At 72.1% G+C, this 14,517-nt stretch carries 18 protein-coding genes; 9 read left to right on the top strand and 9 right to left on the bottom strand.

What is annotated here, in order from left to right; all coding sequences use genetic code 11:
- The first annotated feature begins 1 nt into the window (after position 1).
- From secF to OG738_RS37535, 3 genes are all read left to right on the top strand, one after another.
- Positions 2-1,231 (top strand): protein translocase subunit SecF, encoded by a 1,230-nt coding sequence (gene secF, locus OG738_RS37545; protein ID WP_329048153.1) that lies wholly within the window; start codon positions 2-4, stop codon positions 1,229-1,231.
- 1 nt (position 1,232) lies between these two features.
- Positions 1,233-1,751 carry an adenine phosphoribosyltransferase gene (locus tag OG738_RS37540; protein WP_329048151.1) on the top strand — a complete coding sequence of 173 codons (519 nt, stop codon included), beginning with the start codon at positions 1,233-1,235 and terminating at the stop codon, positions 1,749-1,751.
- A gap of 189 nt (positions 1,752-1,940) precedes the next feature.
- On the top strand, positions 1,941-4,289 hold the full coding sequence (locus OG738_RS37535; protein WP_329048150.1) for a RelA/SpoT family protein: 2,349 nt from the start codon (positions 1,941-1,943) through the stop codon (positions 4,287-4,289).
- Here OG738_RS37535 and OG738_RS37530 read toward each other — a convergent pair.
- Positions 4,286-5,203, bottom strand: a complete 918-nt coding sequence (locus OG738_RS37530; RefSeq protein ID WP_329048148.1) for an amidohydrolase family protein — start codon at positions 5,201-5,203, stop codon at positions 4,286-4,288. The two genes, OG738_RS37535 and OG738_RS37530, sit on opposite strands and share 4 nt — an antisense overlap.
- A 4-nt stretch (positions 5,204-5,207) precedes the next feature.
- Here OG738_RS37530 and OG738_RS37525 point away from each other — a divergent pair, with 4 nt between their 5' ends.
- The gene (locus OG738_RS37525) at positions 5,208-5,579 is read left to right on the top strand and encodes a hypothetical protein (protein WP_329048146.1); all 372 of its coding nucleotides are present in this window, start codon (positions 5,208-5,210) and stop codon (positions 5,577-5,579) included.
- Between the two features lie 28 nt (positions 5,580-5,607).
- Complete coding sequence (locus OG738_RS37520) at positions 5,608-6,036, top strand: MarR family winged helix-turn-helix transcriptional regulator (protein WP_329048144.1); 429 nt, start codon at positions 5,608-5,610, stop codon at positions 6,034-6,036.
- On the opposite strand, the gene OG738_RS37515 is transcribed toward OG738_RS37520, so the two are convergent.
- Positions 6,033-6,434: a DUF1304 domain-containing protein gene (locus OG738_RS37515; RefSeq protein ID WP_329048142.1), complete on the bottom strand. Its 402-nt coding sequence runs from the start codon at positions 6,432-6,434 to the stop codon at positions 6,033-6,035. The two genes, OG738_RS37520 and OG738_RS37515, sit on opposite strands and share 4 nt — an antisense overlap.
- Positions 6,431-6,847 carry a cupin domain-containing protein gene (locus OG738_RS37510; RefSeq protein ID WP_329048141.1) on the bottom strand — a complete coding sequence of 139 codons (417 nt, stop codon included), beginning with the start codon at positions 6,845-6,847 and terminating at the stop codon, positions 6,431-6,433. Before OG738_RS37510 ends, OG738_RS37515 begins: the two co-directional genes overlap by 4 nt.
- Before the next feature lie 87 nt (positions 6,848-6,934).
- Here OG738_RS37510 and OG738_RS37505 point away from each other — a divergent pair, with 87 nt between their 5' ends.
- Positions 6,935-7,957, top strand: coding sequence for a helix-turn-helix transcriptional regulator (locus OG738_RS37505; protein ID WP_329048140.1), 1,023 nt, complete (start codon positions 6,935-6,937; stop codon positions 7,955-7,957).
- A 9-nt stretch (positions 7,958-7,966) separates the two neighbouring features.
- Here OG738_RS37505 and OG738_RS37500 read toward each other — a convergent pair whose 3' ends face one another.
- On the bottom strand, positions 7,967-8,800 hold the full coding sequence (locus OG738_RS37500; protein WP_329048138.1) for an alpha/beta fold hydrolase: 834 nt from the start codon (positions 8,798-8,800) through the stop codon (positions 7,967-7,969).
- Positions 8,801-8,929: 129 nt separating this feature from the next.
- On the opposite strand from OG738_RS37500, the gene OG738_RS37495 reads away from it, so the two are divergent.
- Complete coding sequence (locus OG738_RS37495; protein ID WP_329048136.1) at positions 8,930-9,709, top strand: enoyl-CoA hydratase/isomerase family protein; 780 nt, start codon at positions 8,930-8,932, stop codon at positions 9,707-9,709.
- 22 nt (positions 9,710-9,731) lie between these two features.
- On the opposite strand, the gene OG738_RS37490 is transcribed toward OG738_RS37495, so the two are convergent.
- The 4 genes from OG738_RS37490 to OG738_RS37475 form a co-directional block, all read right to left on the bottom strand.
- The gene (locus OG738_RS37490; protein ID WP_329048134.1) at positions 9,732-10,295 is read right to left on the bottom strand and encodes a hypothetical protein; all 564 of its coding nucleotides are present in this window, start codon (positions 10,293-10,295) and stop codon (positions 9,732-9,734) included.
- Between the two features lie 60 nt (positions 10,296-10,355).
- Positions 10,356-11,177, bottom strand: coding sequence for a hypothetical protein (locus tag OG738_RS37485; RefSeq protein ID WP_329048131.1), 822 nt, complete (start codon positions 11,175-11,177; stop codon positions 10,356-10,358).
- A gap of 77 nt (positions 11,178-11,254) precedes the next feature.
- The gene (locus OG738_RS37480) at positions 11,255-12,034 is read right to left on the bottom strand and encodes an aminotransferase class IV (RefSeq protein ID WP_329048129.1); all 780 of its coding nucleotides are present in this window, start codon (positions 12,032-12,034) and stop codon (positions 11,255-11,257) included.
- Complete coding sequence (locus OG738_RS37475; protein WP_329048128.1) at positions 12,034-12,906, bottom strand: peptidylprolyl isomerase; 873 nt, start codon at positions 12,904-12,906, stop codon at positions 12,034-12,036. Before OG738_RS37475 ends, OG738_RS37480 begins: the two co-directional genes overlap by 1 nt.
- A 147-nt stretch (positions 12,907-13,053) precedes the next feature.
- On the opposite strand from OG738_RS37475, the gene OG738_RS37470 reads away from it, so the two are divergent.
- Positions 13,054-13,620, top strand: a complete 567-nt coding sequence (locus OG738_RS37470; protein WP_329048126.1) for an MBL fold metallo-hydrolase — start codon at positions 13,054-13,056, stop codon at positions 13,618-13,620.
- A 2-nt stretch (positions 13,621-13,622) separates the two neighbouring features.
- Positions 13,623-14,264, top strand: coding sequence for a hypothetical protein (locus tag OG738_RS37465; protein WP_329056953.1), 642 nt, complete (start codon positions 13,623-13,625; stop codon positions 14,262-14,264).
- Here OG738_RS37465 and OG738_RS37460 read toward each other — a convergent pair.
- Positions 14,236-14,481 (bottom strand): hypothetical protein, encoded by a 246-nt coding sequence (locus OG738_RS37460; RefSeq protein ID WP_329048125.1) that lies wholly within the window; start codon positions 14,479-14,481, stop codon positions 14,236-14,238. The two genes, OG738_RS37465 and OG738_RS37460, sit on opposite strands and share 29 nt — an antisense overlap.
- Between the last annotated feature and the right edge of the window lie 36 nt (positions 14,482-14,517).

Below are 14,517 nucleotides of genomic sequence, written 5' to 3'. Positions count from 1 at the left end.
CGTGGGGGTCGAAGAACTGGGCACGGACGCTGAAGGCAACGCCAAGGCGACGGTGAAGCCCGGCAAGAAGGAAAGCGTCTTCCACCGGCTCTACGTCGGCACGGGCGCGTTCGACGTCGTCGGCAAGCGCAGGCGGTGGTACATCTTCTTCGCGGCGCTGGTGCTGGTCTGCCTCGCCTCGATGATCTTCCGCGGCTTCAACCTCGGCATCGAGTTCGAGGGCGGCACGCAGATCCAGATGCCGGCCACCGGCACCCACGGCGTGATCACCGAGGACCAGGCGAAGGCGTCGTTCCAGAAGGCGCTCGGCCGGCCGGCCACGGAGGCGCAGAAGGTCGGCAGCGGCAAGGCGTCGACCATCCAGATCCGCACCGACACGCTGGACGCGGCCGACGTCGCGAAGGTCAAGCAGGGCCTGTTCCAGGATCTGGGCCCGATCGGCAGCAACGGTCAGTCGAGCGTGCAGGCCATCAGCGACAGCGCGGTGAGCGCGTCCTGGGGTGGCGAGATCTCGCAGAAGGCGCTGATCGCGCTCGGCGTGTTCCTCGTCGCGGTGGTCATCTTCCTCGGGATCTACTTTGACCTGCGCATGGCTGCGGCGGCGCTGGTCTCGCTGCTGCACGACATCCTGGTCACGGCCGGCGTGTACTCGCTGGTCGGCTTCGAGGTCACGCCCGCGACCGTGATCGGCCTGCTGACGATCCTCGGCTTCTCGCTCTACGACACGGTGGTGGTGTTCGACAAGGTCCGCGAGAACACGCGCGGCCTGCTCGGGCTGACCCGCCGCACGTACGGCGAGGCCGCGAACCTGGCGCTGAACCAGACGCTGATGCGGTCGTTCAACACGGCGTTCATCGCGCTGCTGCCGATCCTGGGCCTGCTGATCGTCGGGTACGTCCTGCTCGGCTCCGGCACGCTGCAGGACCTCGCGCTGGTGCAGCTCACCGGTACCCTCGTCGGCGTGCTGTCGTCGGTCGCGCTGGCGACGCCGCTGCTGGTCGACTTCAAGATGCGCGACCCGAAGTACCAGCAGCAGGCCGAGCGCGTCCGCCAGCGTCGCGTCGCCCAGGAGCGCAAGACGGCCGGCGACGACAACTTCGACGCCTCGGACGACGACGCCCTGGCGAAGGAACTGCGCAAGGAGAAGGCGTACGCGGCCGCGGCCGGCGTGCCCGCCCGGATCCAGAAGCAGCGCCCGGCCGGCAAGCCCGCGGGCAAGCGGAAGCGCTGACGTGCAGCTGGACGACGCCCTCGGCCTGATCGCCGAGGTGCCGGACTTCCCGGAGCCCGGCGTGCTGTTCCGCGACCTCAGCCCGCTGTTCGCGGACGCGGGCGCGTTCAAGGCGGTGATCGACGCGCTGGCGGGCACCGTCGGCCCGGAGGTCGAGGCGCTCGCCGGCGTGGAGGCCCGCGGGTTCCTCCTCGCCGCGGCTGTCGGGTACGCCCGCGGCCTGGGCGTGGTGCTGATCCGCAAGCCCGGCAAGCTCCCGCAGGTGGCGGGCCGGGTGGACTACGCGCTGGAGTACGGCACGGCGACGGTCGAGCTCCCGGCGGGCGTGGTCCGGCCGGGCCAGCGCATCGCGGTCCTCGACGACGTCCTGGCCACGGGCGGCACGGTGGCGGCGACGGGCAAGCTCCTGGAAGACGTGGGAGCCGTCGTGGACAGCGTGTCGGTGGTCCTGGAGCTGGCGGCCCTGGGCGGCCGCGAGGTCCTCGGAGACCGGAAGGTCCACGCGCTGAAGGTCTGCTGAGTGGTCTGCCGTGGCTGGTCGTGAGTGAGAAACAGTGTTCTAACGCTGTTTCTCACTCACGACCCGCGGCAGGCGTGAATCCGCTGGTCGTGGCCTCGGCATCCCCCTGAACGGGCGCACCCGGGAGGGCCGCGAGGCGCAACGGCTACCCTGGTGGTTCGAAGGCCGCACGAGCAGCAGGAGGTGCGGGTGAGCCAGGAGCTCGACGCCGCGGTGCCCGCGAAAGAGGGCGCCCCGCAGAACGGGCAGGCGGCGGCCCAGCCGCCCAAGCCGAACGGCGCGGCGCCGAACCCGTCCGCGACCCGGCGGGTCCGGGCGCGCCTGGCCCGGCGGATCACCGCACAGCGCGCCGCCCCGGTCAAGCAGGTCCTCGAACCCCTGGCCGTCATCCACCGCGAGCTGCACCCCAACGCCGACCTCGGGCTGCTGCAGCGCGCCTACGACGTCGCGGAGGAGCTGCACCGGAACCAGCGGCGCAAGTCCGGCGACCCCTACATCACCCACCCGCTCGCCGTCGCGACGATCCTCGCCGAGCTGGGCATGGACACCACGACCCTGGTCGCCGCGCTGCTGCACGACACGGTCGAGGACACCGGTTACGCGGTCGAGAGCCTGAAGGCCGACTTCGGCGAGAAGGTCGCCGAGCTCGTCGACGGCGTCACCAAGCTGGACAAGGTCAAGCTCGGCACGTCCGCCGAGGCCGAGACCATCCGCAAGATGGTCATCGCGATGGCCAAGGACCCCCGCGTCCTGGTCATCAAGCTCGCCGACCGGCTGCACAACATGCGCACCATGCGCTTCCTGCCGCCGGAGAAGCAGGCCCGCAAGGCCCGCGAAACGCTCGAGGTCCTCGCCCCGCTGGCCCACCGCCTCGGCATGGCCACGGTCAAGTGGGAGCTGGAAGACCTCGCGTTCGCCATCCTGCAGCCCAAGAAGTACGACGAGATCGTGCGCCTGGTCGCCGACCGCGCGCCCTCGCGCGACATCTACCTGCGCTCGGTCATCACCGACCTGACGAGCAACCTCGTGTCGTCGCGGATCACCGCGAAGGTCGAGGGCCGGCCGAAGCACTACTACTCGATCCACCAGAAGATGATCGTCCGCGGCCGCGACCTGGACGACATCCACGACCTGGTCGGCGTGCGGATCCTCGTCGAGGACGTCCGCGACTGCTACGCCGCGATGGGCGTCGTCCACGCGCTGTGGCAGCCGGTGCCCGGCCGGTTCAAGGACTACATCGCCCAGCCGCGGTTCGGCGTCTACCAGTCGCTGCACACCACCGTGATCGGCCCGGACGGCAAGCCCCTCGAGGTGCAGATCCGCACCTACGAGATGCACCGCACCGCCGAGTACGGCATCGCCGCGCACTGGCGCTACAAGGAGACCAAGGGCACGCACAACGGCAACGCCATGGACGTCGACGAGATGGCGTGGATGCGCCAGCTCCTCGACTGGCAGCGCGAGGCCGCGGACCCGGGTGACTTCCTCGAGTCGCTGCGCTACGAACTGGCCTCGCGCGAAATCTTCGTGTTCACGCCCAAGGGCGACGTGATCACGCTGCCCGTGGACTCGACGCCGGTCGACTTCGCCTACGCCGTGCACACCGAGGTCGGGCACCGCTGCATCGGCGCCCGCGTCAACGGCCGGCTGGTCGCGCTGGAACGCAAGCTGGAAAACGGCGAAGTCGTCGAGATCTTCACGTCGAAGGCGGAGAACGCGGGGCCGTCGCGGGACTGGCTGCAGTTCGCCGGCTCGCCGAAGGCCCGCGCGAAGATCCGGCAGTGGTTCGCCAAGGAACGCCGCGACGAGGCGATCGAAGGCGGCAAGGAAGCCATCACCAAGGAGATCCGCAAGGTCGGCCTGCCGATCCAGCGGCTGGTCTCCGCGGAGTCGATGGGCGCGGTCGCCACCGAGCTGCGCCACGCCGACATCTCGTCGCTGTACGCGGCGGTCGGCGAAGGCCACACCAGCGCGAAGCACGTCGTCCAGCGGCTCGTCGCGCTGATCGGCGGGGTCGACGCGGCGGAGGAGGAGCTCGCCGAGCGCGCGACGCCCTCGACCGTCACGCGGCGCCGCGGCTCCAACGACGTCGGCGTGGTGGTCAAGGGCGCCAGCGACGTCTGGGCGAAGCTGGCCCGCTGCTGCACCCCGGTGCCGGGCGACGAGATCCTCGGCTTCGTGACCCGCGGTGGCGGTGTCTCGGTGCACCGCACCGACTGCACCAACGCCGGTGACCTGCAGTCCCAGCCCGAGCGGCTGGTCGAGGTCGAATGGGCGCCGTCGGCGTCTTCGGTGTTCCTGGTGGCGATCCAGGTCGAGGCGCTCGACCGGCACCGGCTGCTTTCGGACGTGACCAAGGTGCTGGCCGACGAGAAGGTCAACATCCTCTCGGCGTCGGTGACGACGTCCCGCGACCGGGTGGCGGTCAGCCGGTTCTCGTTCGAGATGGGCGACCCGAAGCACCTCGGCCACGTCCTCAAGGTGGTCCGCGGCGTGGAAGGCGTCTACGACGTCTACCGCGTGACGTCGGCTTCCTAGGGAGTCCAGGAGCCGTCCACCGCGATGCCGGCGGCCGCGGCGATCCGGTCGCGCGACGCCAGCAGGCGGGCGCGCAGGGCCGGCAGGTCGACGTCGAGCAGCTTTCCGTTGTGCTTGACCGCTTTTCCGGCGACGAAGACGCTGTCCACCAGGCCGGGATGACCGGCCGCGACGACCGTGCCGACCGCGTTGCCGACCGGGAAGACCGACGGGTCTTCGGCGTCGAGCAGGACGAGGTCGGCGTCCTTGTCGACTGTGATGCTGCCGGTCCGGGCTTCGCGCCCGCAGGTCCGGGCACCGTCGATCGTGGCGAACGCGAGGACGTCCCGCGAGGCGAGGCCGCCGCGCTCGGCAGCCAAGGCCGTGCGCATGGCGGAGAACAGGTCGCCGCCGGCGGAGGGGCAGTCGTCGACCGACAGCGACGGGCGGATACCGGCGGCCAGCGCCCGGCCGGTGATGAGCGGTTCGAAGCCCATCTTCAGCTCGACGTCGGGGCTGATCGACACGGAGCTGCCCGCGTCGGCCAGCATCGCCAGCTGGTCATCGGAGAGGCCGTTGCCGTGCACGACGGTGACGCGGTCGTCGAGCAGCCCGCGCTCGGCCATCCCGGCGATCGGCCGGTCGCCGTGCGGCCAGCCACCGGTGCCGTGCACGTGCGTGCTCATCCGGAGCCCGAGTTCCTTGGCCAGTGCGACATCCGCCGCGGTTTCGTCCATTGTGGACATCACCGGGCCACGCAGGCCCAGCGCCAGGTCCTCGCCGGGTAGGACGTCCCGCACGCGCCGGATCTCCGGCTCGATGTCCGGCCCGGCGGCGCCGTAGCAGAAGATCGAGTGGCCGGGCGCTTCTCGCAGCGCCGCGATCGCGGCGTCGGCGTTCTCCGGGTGGTCGGCGCAGTGGAACCAGTCGAGCATCGTCGTGACGCCCGAGTTCAGCGCCTCCGATCCGGCCGAGCAGGTTGCCGAGGTGGACGTCTTCGGGCCGGTAGTGCGGCTTGAGCGTGCCGTGCATCGCGACGCGGTACTGGTCGAACGTCCAGTCGGCGCCGAGGCCGCGGAACGCCGTTTGCCAGGTGTGGCGGTGGGTGTCGACGAACCCGGGCAGCACGATCTTGCCCGAGGCGTCGACGACCTCGGCGTCGGAGCCGTCGACAGTGGCGCCGACGGCCGCGATCCGGCCGTCCTCGATCAGCACGTCACCGCGGGGGAGATCCCCGACGGCCGGGTCCATGCTGACCACCATGCCGCCGCGCAGGAGTGTCTTCATCGGTGTCCTTTCCCCAGAAGTTGACGTGTCAACTCTAGCGTAGACTGTCGCCATGGCGGACATGGGCCCGGAGGACTGGGCGTTCTGGGACACCTGGATGCGCGCCCAGCGGCTGCTCGTCCGCGAACTCGACCGCGGGCTGCAGCGCGACTGCGGCATCTCGAAGGCCGAGTTCAGCGTCCTGATGACGCTGACCCGGCCGATGCGCGTCGGCGAACTGGCCGACGCGCTCGACTGGGAGAAGAGCCGCGTCGCGCACCTGCTGACGCGGATGGAGAACCGCGGCCTGGTGGCGCGGATCGAGGACGGCGCCACCGGCCGGCGCACCGGGATCGAGCTGACCGGCGAAGGACGTCGCACGGCCGAGCGCGCCACCCGGGCACACGGCGCCAACGTCCGCCGGCTCGTCCTCGACCGGCTCACGCCCGGCCAGGCCGCGGCCATCCGGAGCTGGAGCGAGCAGCTGATCGGGTCCGGCTAGAACAAGGCCGCGACCAGGGCGACCACCGGCGGGACCGTCTGCGCGAACGCGCCACCGCGGCCGGTGCCCCGCGGACGGCTGAGGGCGAGCAGATCCGACACGCCGAGCGCGACCCCGGCCAGCGCCATGAACCCGCAGCAGTAGAGCACCAGGGCGCGCCCGGCGTCGACGTGGCCGGTGTGCAGCAGGATCACCCCGGTGACCGGGCCGGCGGCGAGGAACAGGTTGTAGCAGCCGACGTTGAACGACCACAGCCGGGTGGCGGGCAGGTTCTCCGTCGGGATGCCGAAGATGTCCCGGTGCACGCCCGGCCGTTCGAACAGCACGACCTCCCAGGTGAACGCGAGCAGGTGCACCAGCGCCGCGATCCCGGCGAAGACCTGGACGACGGCGTTCACGGCCGCACCAGCTCGACGCCGTGCCGGCTCGCGACCTCCGGGATCCGCTCCGCCGGGACCTGGTCGACGTCGCGGAAGAAACGGCCCATCGCGTCGGTCAGGCTGACCGCGAGGAACTTCGCCGACGGCGTGTGCACGGTGAACGTGTTGACCGCGCCCGCCGGGATGCTGATCGACGCGCCGGGGCCGAGGTCGTGCAGCTCGCCGTCGACGTAGACCGTGATGCGCCCGTGCAGCACGTAGAAGCTCTTCGCCCACGGCTCGGCGTGCGGCGGGACCGACGGCCCGCGCGGCGCGTCGACCTCGAACAGCTCGTAGGCGCCGCCGGTGTGCTCGGCGCCGATCTTGACGGTGATCCGCGCGTCCTTCGAATCGAGTTCCGGGCCTTCGCCCGGGGCACTGAAGTGGGTCATGCCGCCGACGGTAGGAACCGGGCGAACGGCGGACCATCCCGGGAATGTGGGATACCCGGGTGCCGCGGCCCGGCGCATACTGCGTTCATGTGGGAGGGCCGGGCGCGCGGAGTACGGCGCGACATCGCGGCGCTCGCGACGGCGGGCCTCGGGGTCGCCGAGCTGCACGCCGCCGCCATCGAGCTGGTCGAGCGCGTCGTGCCCACGGAGCTGACGTGCTGGGCGTCGCTGGACCCGGACACCGCGGTGATCAGCTCGATGACGAGCGGGCGGACACGGATCCCGGGGCAGTACGAGCCGCTGCTGGCGACCTACGAGTACGACGGCGCCCAGCCGCACACCTTCGCCGAGCTGGCCGGCCGTCCGGTGCCGGTGGCCCGGCTCTCGGACCTGCCGCGCCGCGACGTCGAACGCAGCGGGCGGCTCAACGAGGTCTGGCGGCCGCTGGGCCTGCGCCACGAGCTGCGCGCGGTGTTCCGGGTCGACGGGACGTCGTGGGGCGCGGCCGGCCTGGTGCGGGGCGGCGAGTTCAGCGACCGCGAGGTCGAGTTCCTGACGGCGATCGCGCCGGCGCTGGCGGCGGCGACGCGGGTGGCCGCGCGCACGCGGGACGCGGGGGAGCGGGCCGACCCGGCGATCGTGGTGACCGGCCCGGACGGCCGGCAGCGGGCGGCCACCGCCGCGGCCGCGGCGTGGCAGGCCGAACTGGACGAGATCGCCCCCGGCCGCTTCGCGGTGCTGCTGCGCGCCGTGGTGACCGGCGCGCGAGCGGCGGCGACGGGGACGTTCCGCGCCCGGGTCCGCGACGCCCGCGGCGGCTGGATCGTCCTGCACGCCGGCCGGCTGGTCACCGACCCGGACGGCGACGAGACGGTGGTGACGATCGGCCGGGCCTCGGGGGCCGAGCTGCTGAGCGTGCTGCTCGCGGCGTACGGCCTGACCACCCGCGAACGCGACGTCTGCCACGAAGTCCTGGCCGGTCGGTCCACTTCGGACATCGCGGCCCGGCTCGGCATCTCGGCGCACACGGTGCAGGACCACCTCAAGTCCGTGTTCGGCAAGGTGGACGTCCGCAGCCGCGGCGAGCTGACCGCGAAGCTGTTGTCCTAGCGGACTGTCCTAGAGGAACCTCCGCAGCAGGGAGCCGACCTCGTCCGGCCGTTCCATCGCCGGGAGGTGCCCGGTGTCGGGGAGTTCGACCAGCTCCGCGTCCGGCAGCGACTTGGCGAGGTGGTGGGACAGCTCGACGAGCCCGCGCGCGTCCGCCGTGCCGATCACCACCAGGGCGGGGGTGGTGATCTCGCCGAGCCGGTGCCGGGTGTCCGGGATCCGTTCCGTCCACTGTGGAGCCGTCCAGTCGTGCCGGTAGACCTGCTCGCACATTTCCCGCACCAGCGCGAGCATTCCGGCGGGCAGCACGGACACGGCACGCTCCGGGCCGGCCACGAGGTAGCGGATGTTGGCCTCCGCCATGGCGCGCACGTCGGCCTCGTCGACGTCGCCCTCGCGGGCGGCGTAGCGCGCAAGACGTTCGGCGGGGACCGTCTCGGCGGTCACCCGCGCGATGTCCCGCTGCATGTGCTCGGGCCAGGTGTGCCCGGTCAGGCCCGAGCCGAGCAGCACGACCCGGGTGACCCGCTCCGGCGCGGCCAGGGCGGCGTCCAGCGCGCACGCCCCGCCCATCGACGCCCCGACCAGCGCGGCCTGCTCGATCCCCCGGGCATCGAGCAGGGCCAGCAGGTCCTCGTAGTGGGCGTACTCGCCGGGCCCGTCGGAGGTCTCCCCGAAGCCGCGGCGGTCGTAGCGGATCACCCGGTGCGTGCTGGCGAGCGAGGCGAACTGGGCGTCCCACATCCGGCGGTCGCCGATGGCGGCGTGCAGCAGCACGACCGCGGGCCCCTCGCCCGCTTCGTCGTAGCCGAACGCCGTCCCGCCCACCTCGATCATCGCCATGACCCCCAAGCTAGCGACAGGACCGTGTCACACACCGCAGTTTTCGCTCAGGGCGAGCAGTTAAGCTCCGCCTTCCTCCCCACCGCCGCCCTCAACGGACGCTCTTCGCGCCACTGTTAGATTTCCATCATGACCGACGGATTCGAGCTGACGCGCGACGGCGAAGTCGCCCGGCTCACGCTGACCCGGCCGGAGAAGATGAACGCGATCACCTACGGCATGTGGTCGGCGATCCCGGACGTGGTGGCCGAGGTGGCGGCCGACCCGGCGCTGAAGGTGCTCGTGCTCGCGGGCGCGGGCAAGCACTTCTCGGCCGGCGCGGACATCAGCGAGTTCGGCGAGCGGCGGACGACGGCCGAGGGCGCGGCGAGCTACGACAAGGCGGTCGAAGGCGCGGTCGCGGCGCTGACGGCGCTGCGCAAGCCGTCGGTGGCGATGATCCAGGGCAACTGCATCGGCGGCGGCTGCCAGATCTCGGTGGCGTGCGATTTCCGGTTCGCGGCCGAGGGGTCCCGGTTCGGCATCACCCCGGCGAAGCTCGGCATCGTCTACCACTTCGACTCGACGCGCCAGCTGGTCTCGCTGGTCGGCCCGGCGCACGCCAAGTACTTCCTGCTGTCCGGCGAGCTGATCACGGCGGGCCGGGCCCGCGAGATCGGGCTGCTCAACGACGTCTTCCCGGCCGGCGAGCTGGAGACGTCGACGCTGGAGTTCGCCTCGACGCTCTGCGCGCGCTCACAGGCGTCGATCCGCGGGATGAACCGGATCATCGAAAAGATCGTGGCGGGGCAGGAGACCTCGGACGCGGAGGTCGAGGAGATCCGGTCCGAGGCGCTGCACGGCGTGGACTACGCGGAGGGCGTCGCCGCGTTCCTGGAGCGACGGCCACCGCGCTTCACCCACCGCTGAACCCCGTTGCCGGCGCGGGAAGTCACGCGTCCAGGTACTCGCGGAAGTGCTCGGCGACCACGTCGGTGACCCCCGCGGGATCGAGCCTGCCGTCGATTTCGATGACGCGGATGCCCCGGGCCCGCGCCGAGCGGACCGCCTGCGCGGCCAGCATCCGGTCGCGGGTCAGCGAGCTCCGCTGCTCCGGGATCGTGGGCTCGTCCGCGCGGTGGCGCAGCTGGTGCTGGCGGAACAGCTCGGTCGGCACCAGCACCACCATCCGGCGCGGCGAATCCACCAGCGGGGCGACCAGTTCCGGGCGCAGGCCCCAGCCTTCGGCGACGATCGGGCGCGGGGACTCCCACGCGCGCAGCTCGTCCAGCGCCGACTGGAACCGCTGCTCGAACTCGGCCAGCACGGCGGTCAGCTGTTCGACGGCGGGGATGTCGCCGCCGGGAGCGTTCCCGGGGCGGGCGCGGTCGTCGTGGTGGTAGGCGGCCAGCCCGTGGCGGTCGGCCAGCAGGCGCGCGACCGTGGACTTCCCGGTCCACGGGGCGCCGCCGATCCACAGCGCCTTGCGCAGGGTCCCGAACGGATCCGAGGTCATCGTTCGACTATCGCGGCACCGGCGGCCCGAAGGCCAGCGTTCGGGCGCTGGTTGATCCGTTCAGCTCAGGGGCTGCTCCTCTTCGCCGTCGACGACGAGCACGGTCGAGCTGTCGGCGAAGTCCGGTTTTCCGCCGAGCCGGAAGTGGAACCGCGAGCCGGGCCGGACCGCGGCGATCACCTGGGTCTCGGCGGTGTCGAGCACGATGATCGAGAGCTCGGTGGTGATCGGTTCCGGCCGCAGCACTTCGGGCGGCACCACCGGGATCGGCAGGGTTCCGCTCACCGAGCCGGACCCGTCGGCGGACTCGGCGGACTCGGCGTGCTCGGCCGGTTCGAACGGCGGCGGCGGGACGAGCTGCGGGCGCCGTCGCCACCAGAGCCCGGCGATCAGGCCGGTCAGCAGGCCCCCGGTGCCGCTGACCGCCGACGCGAGCCCGACGCCGAGACCGGACGAGGGTGCTTCGGCGGGTTTCGCCTGCGGAACGGCGGCCTGCGGGACGGCGGCGGGGGGAGCGGCGGGCAGGGGCCCGTACTGCACGGCCGGGTCCTTGGCGTCGTCGGGCAGCTGCAGCACCTGGCCGGGCTCGATGGCCGTGGGGTCGGTGAACGGCGTCCCGTCCGGCCGCGGCCGTCCCTTGTTCAGCTGGAAGATCTCGGGGAACCGGTTCCCGTCGCCGAGGGCCCGTTCGGCGATCTTGAACAGCGTGATGTCCTCGGGGTTGTCGGCGTGCGGGACGATGAAGTACTTGACCGGCGGCGGCGGTGTGGCCTGCGCGAGCGCGGGACCGCCGGCGAGCACGGCGAAGAGGACACCGGCGGCACCGGCCTGCCCGGCTCGCCCGAGGACGCGGCGGACCGCGGGAACCCGGTTTTCGGCCATGGTCGCCCACCCTCTCCCCGGTGACCCGGTCGGGTCCCGGTGTTGCCCCCTCTACACGGGGCGGGCGCGGGCGCGGTTCAGATCTCGTCCCAGGGCACGGTTTCGTAGGCCGACGCGAGCAGCTCCACCGCGCGGTCCGCGGGTGGCAGCACGAGGTCGTCGACCGAGGCCACCGCGCGGCCCGGGGTCTCGGAGTTCGTCACGAACATGGCGTCGAAGTCGCGCAGGTCGGCGGGCCGGACCTCGCGTGTCTCCTGCGGGACGCCCAGGCGGCGCAGGGCTTCCTTCTGCACCAGCATCGTGATCCCCGGCAGCACCGCGGCTTCCGGCCACACGACCGTGTCGCCGGCCAGGAATCCGGCGTTCCAGACCGACGCCTCGCTGATCCGGCCGGCGGGGTCGACGAACAGCGCGTCGTCGTAGCCGGCCAGCTCCGCCTGGCGGGCGTGGTAGATCAGGCCGAACGTGCCCAGGTGCTTCACCTGCGGCAGATCGCGTTGGTAGCGCACGGTCCCCAGGCGCAGCGGCGCCGGGTCGGGCGGGTGCGGCGGGAGCGTCCGGACCAGGATCTCCGGCCGCATCGGCTCGTCGAACGAGCGCGTGAGCACCAGGACGCGCACCGAAAGCGCGGGTTCACCGTCGATCGCCTGCCGGACGTAGGACCGGACGAGGTCGACGTCGAGATCGCTGCCGAACAGCAGGCGCGTGCTCGCCGCCAGCCGCTCGAGGTGGAAGGCGAGGCCGCGGACCCGCCCGTCCCGGACCTGCATCGCGGTGAAGTGACCGTAGGAGGTCATCGCCGCGACGGCGGCGTCCGGGCCGAGCGGGTCCCCGTTCAGCTCGAGGCGTCCCGGCACTACTGGACGGTGACGCCCGTGAACTTGACCTGCTTCGTCGGCGCGCCGGTGCCGTCCTGCGGGTTCGGGTTCGCGATGCCGGCCTTGGCGACCGCGTCGAGCACCTTCAGGCCCTCGTCGCTGATGCTGCCGAACACGGAGTAGTCCGCCGGGAGGCCGTCGGCGGTGCCGTAGACCATGAAGAACTGGCTGCCGCCGGAGCTCGGGGCGGACGTCTTCGCCATGGCGAGGATGCCGCGGCCGTACTTGATCTCCGGGAACGCCTCGTCCGGCATCGTGTAGCCGGGGCCGCCCTGGCCGTCGGCCGACGGGTCGCCGGTGGCCGACGGGTCACCGCACTGCAGCATCTGCAGGCCCTCGGTGCCGAGCCGGTGGCACATGGTGTCGTTGTAGAAGTTCTGCTTCGCGAGGCTGACGAAGCTCTGCACCGCGCACGGCGCGAGCGCCCGGTCGAGCGTCAGCGGGATATCGCCCGCGGTGCTCTTCAGCGTCACGTTCACCGTGCCGGTCGACGGGACGTTCTTGCCGTCGGGCAGGTTCACCTTCTTCGGCGTCTTGCCCGTCGTGTCGGCCTTGAAGTCGCACGTCGTCGGGTTGGGCAGCGGCTTCGACCGCTTCGGCAGCGCCGTGCGCTGCGTCGGGATCTGCAGTTCGGTGGGCGGCGGGGCGGCCGACGAGGACGCCGCGGTGTCCGCCGTGTTCGCCCCGTTGGCGGTCACGATCCAGACCACGACACCGGCGACGACGAGCACGGACACGGCCACCACGCCGATGCCGATCTGCTGGCGTCGCTTCCGCTGCTCCTTACGGCGATCGAGCTGTCGCTCGAGTTTGCGCTTCGCAGCTTCGCGGCGCTGCTGGTTGGTCGCCACCCCGTACCCTCCAGGTTTCCGCTCGTGTCACACGTCTGAGGTAGCGGCAGTGTATGGGCACAGCCTGTGAGGACCATGTACAGGGCCCGCTAGTCTCAACCCGATCGTGATCGGCGCCATCCGGCGCGGAAGTCCGGGAGGCGTTCGGTGCTCGTCGTCGGGTTCGGCAGCGGCCCGCTGCAGGCCAACTGCTACCTGCTGGCGGAAGCCGCCGGTGGGCCGTGCGTGGTCGTGGACCCGGGGGAGGACGTGGCCGGGCCGCTGGCCGCGGCGCTCGCCGGGCACCGGCTGGTCCCGTCGGCGCTCGTGGCCACCCACGGGCACCCGGACCACGTCGCTTCGGCCGCCGGTGTCACCGCGGCCCACGGCGTCCCGCTGCACCTGCACCCCGGTGACGCGCAGCTGTACGAGGGCGACTCCGTGCCGCTCGAAGCGGGCACTTTCGCCGGCCTGGACGTCGACGTCCGGCCCGTCCCCGGGCACACGCCGGGATCCGTGGTGCTCGGCCTGACGACGCCCGAGGGCGGGCGGCTCGCGCTCACCGGCGACACGCTGTTCGCCGGATCGGTCGGCCGCGGTGCCGACGCGGAGTCGGTGCGTGCCCTGCTGGAGAGCCTGCCGGACGACACGGTGGTGCTGCCGGGGCACGGCCCGGCGACGACGATCGGGCGGGAACGCGCGGGCAACCCGTTCCTCGCCGGGACGGGGGCGTGAGCATGGCGGAGGAGCAGCAGGAGCGGCTGGCGCTGTTCGAGGAGGACCCGCGCGGACGCCGTCGCCGCGGGATCTCGGGCCTGATCGGCGTGGTGATCGTCGCCGCCGCGTTCGGCGGCGTCGCGGGCCTGATCGGCGGCACCGTGCTCGGGTTGGCCGTCGCGCTGGTGATCGCGCTGCCGCTGCTGTACGTGATGGCGGTCAGCATCCGGCGCCGCGTCTGGCTGGAGGGCTCGACGCTGCTCGTGCGCACCTGGGGCCTGCGCCGAGTCGACCTGGTCGCCGCGACGCGGCTCGACCTGGTGATCGGCGACGTCCGCGGCTCCCGCACGGTGAGCCTGCTGGTCAACGCCGGCCAGCGGGGCAAGGTCGGGAAGGTCGATCTCGCGGTGTTCTCCGGGACCGGCGGCCGCGAGCTGGGCATCCTCCAGCTGCGGAAGCTCGCCAACGCGCTGATGAACAACGTCGAGGCGAACGGGCTCGTGTTCGGGGAGCTGCTGGTCGCCGAGCTGAAGGCCGAGGCGCGCGGCTCCGGCGTGGCCGAGCGGCCGCTCTACCGGCTGGCTTCGGTGGCGCCGTCCGGCAAGTACGTCCAGCGGTTCACGATGGAGGCCGTCAGCCGGTTCGTGGCGACTCTCGACTGAGCTCCTCATCCGCCTCGCGCAGCTGCTCGAGCTGGTACACGAGCTCCGGGACCTCTTGCGCGATGTAGGCGGCGAGGCGCTCGACGTGGTGCAGCGTCGCCCGGACGTCTTCGAGAGCCGTGGCGATGCGTGGCAGGGATTCGACGGCCTGGACGGTGGCCGTGACCACCCGCAGCGCGCCACGGACGAGGGATCGCGGTCCGGCGAGCAGGAACATGGCGCCTCCCGGGTCGGCTGCCGCCTTCCTACCGCG

This window comes from Amycolatopsis sp. NBC_01488 (genome assembly GCF_036227105.1).
Classification (GTDB): Bacteria; Actinomycetota; Actinomycetes; order Mycobacteriales; family Pseudonocardiaceae; genus Amycolatopsis.
This window is presented reverse-complemented; position numbering and strand designations above follow the sequence as displayed.

Bases quoted from the DNA above. Each gene is read 5' to 3' on its own strand.
- OG738_RS37530 (WP_329048148.1), bottom strand. From the start codon at position 5,203: ATGCTCGACTGGTTCCACTGCGCCGACCACCCGGAGAACGCCGACGCC.
- OG738_RS37520 (WP_329048144.1), top strand. From the start codon at position 5,608: ATGGCGGACATGGGCCCGGAGGACTGGGCGTTCTGGGACACCTGGATG.
- OG738_RS37510 (WP_329048141.1), bottom strand. From the start codon at position 6,847: ATGACCCACTTCAGTGCCCCGGGCGAAGGCCCGGAACTCGATTCGAAG.
- OG738_RS37505 (WP_329048140.1), top strand. From the start codon at position 6,935: ATGTGGGAGGGCCGGGCGCGCGGAGTACGGCGCGACATCGCGGCGCTC.
- OG738_RS37500 (WP_329048138.1), bottom strand. From the start codon at position 8,800: ATGGCGATGATCGAGGTGGGCGGGACGGCGTTCGGCTACGACGAAGCG.
- OG738_RS37495 (WP_329048136.1), top strand. From the start codon at position 8,930: ATGACCGACGGATTCGAGCTGACGCGCGACGGCGAAGTCGCCCGGCTC.
- OG738_RS37490 (WP_329048134.1), bottom strand. From the start codon at position 10,295: ATGACCTCGGATCCGTTCGGGACCCTGCGCAAGGCGCTGTGGATCGGC.
- OG738_RS37485 (WP_329048131.1), bottom strand. From the start codon at position 11,177: ATGGCCGAAAACCGGGTTCCCGCGGTCCGCCGCGTCCTCGGGCGAGCC.
- OG738_RS37465 (WP_329056953.1), top strand. From the start codon at position 13,623: ATGGCGGAGGAGCAGCAGGAGCGGCTGGCGCTGTTCGAGGAGGACCCG.
- OG738_RS37460 (WP_329048125.1), bottom strand. From the start codon at position 14,481: ATGTTCCTGCTCGCCGGACCGCGATCCCTCGTCCGTGGCGCGCTGCGG.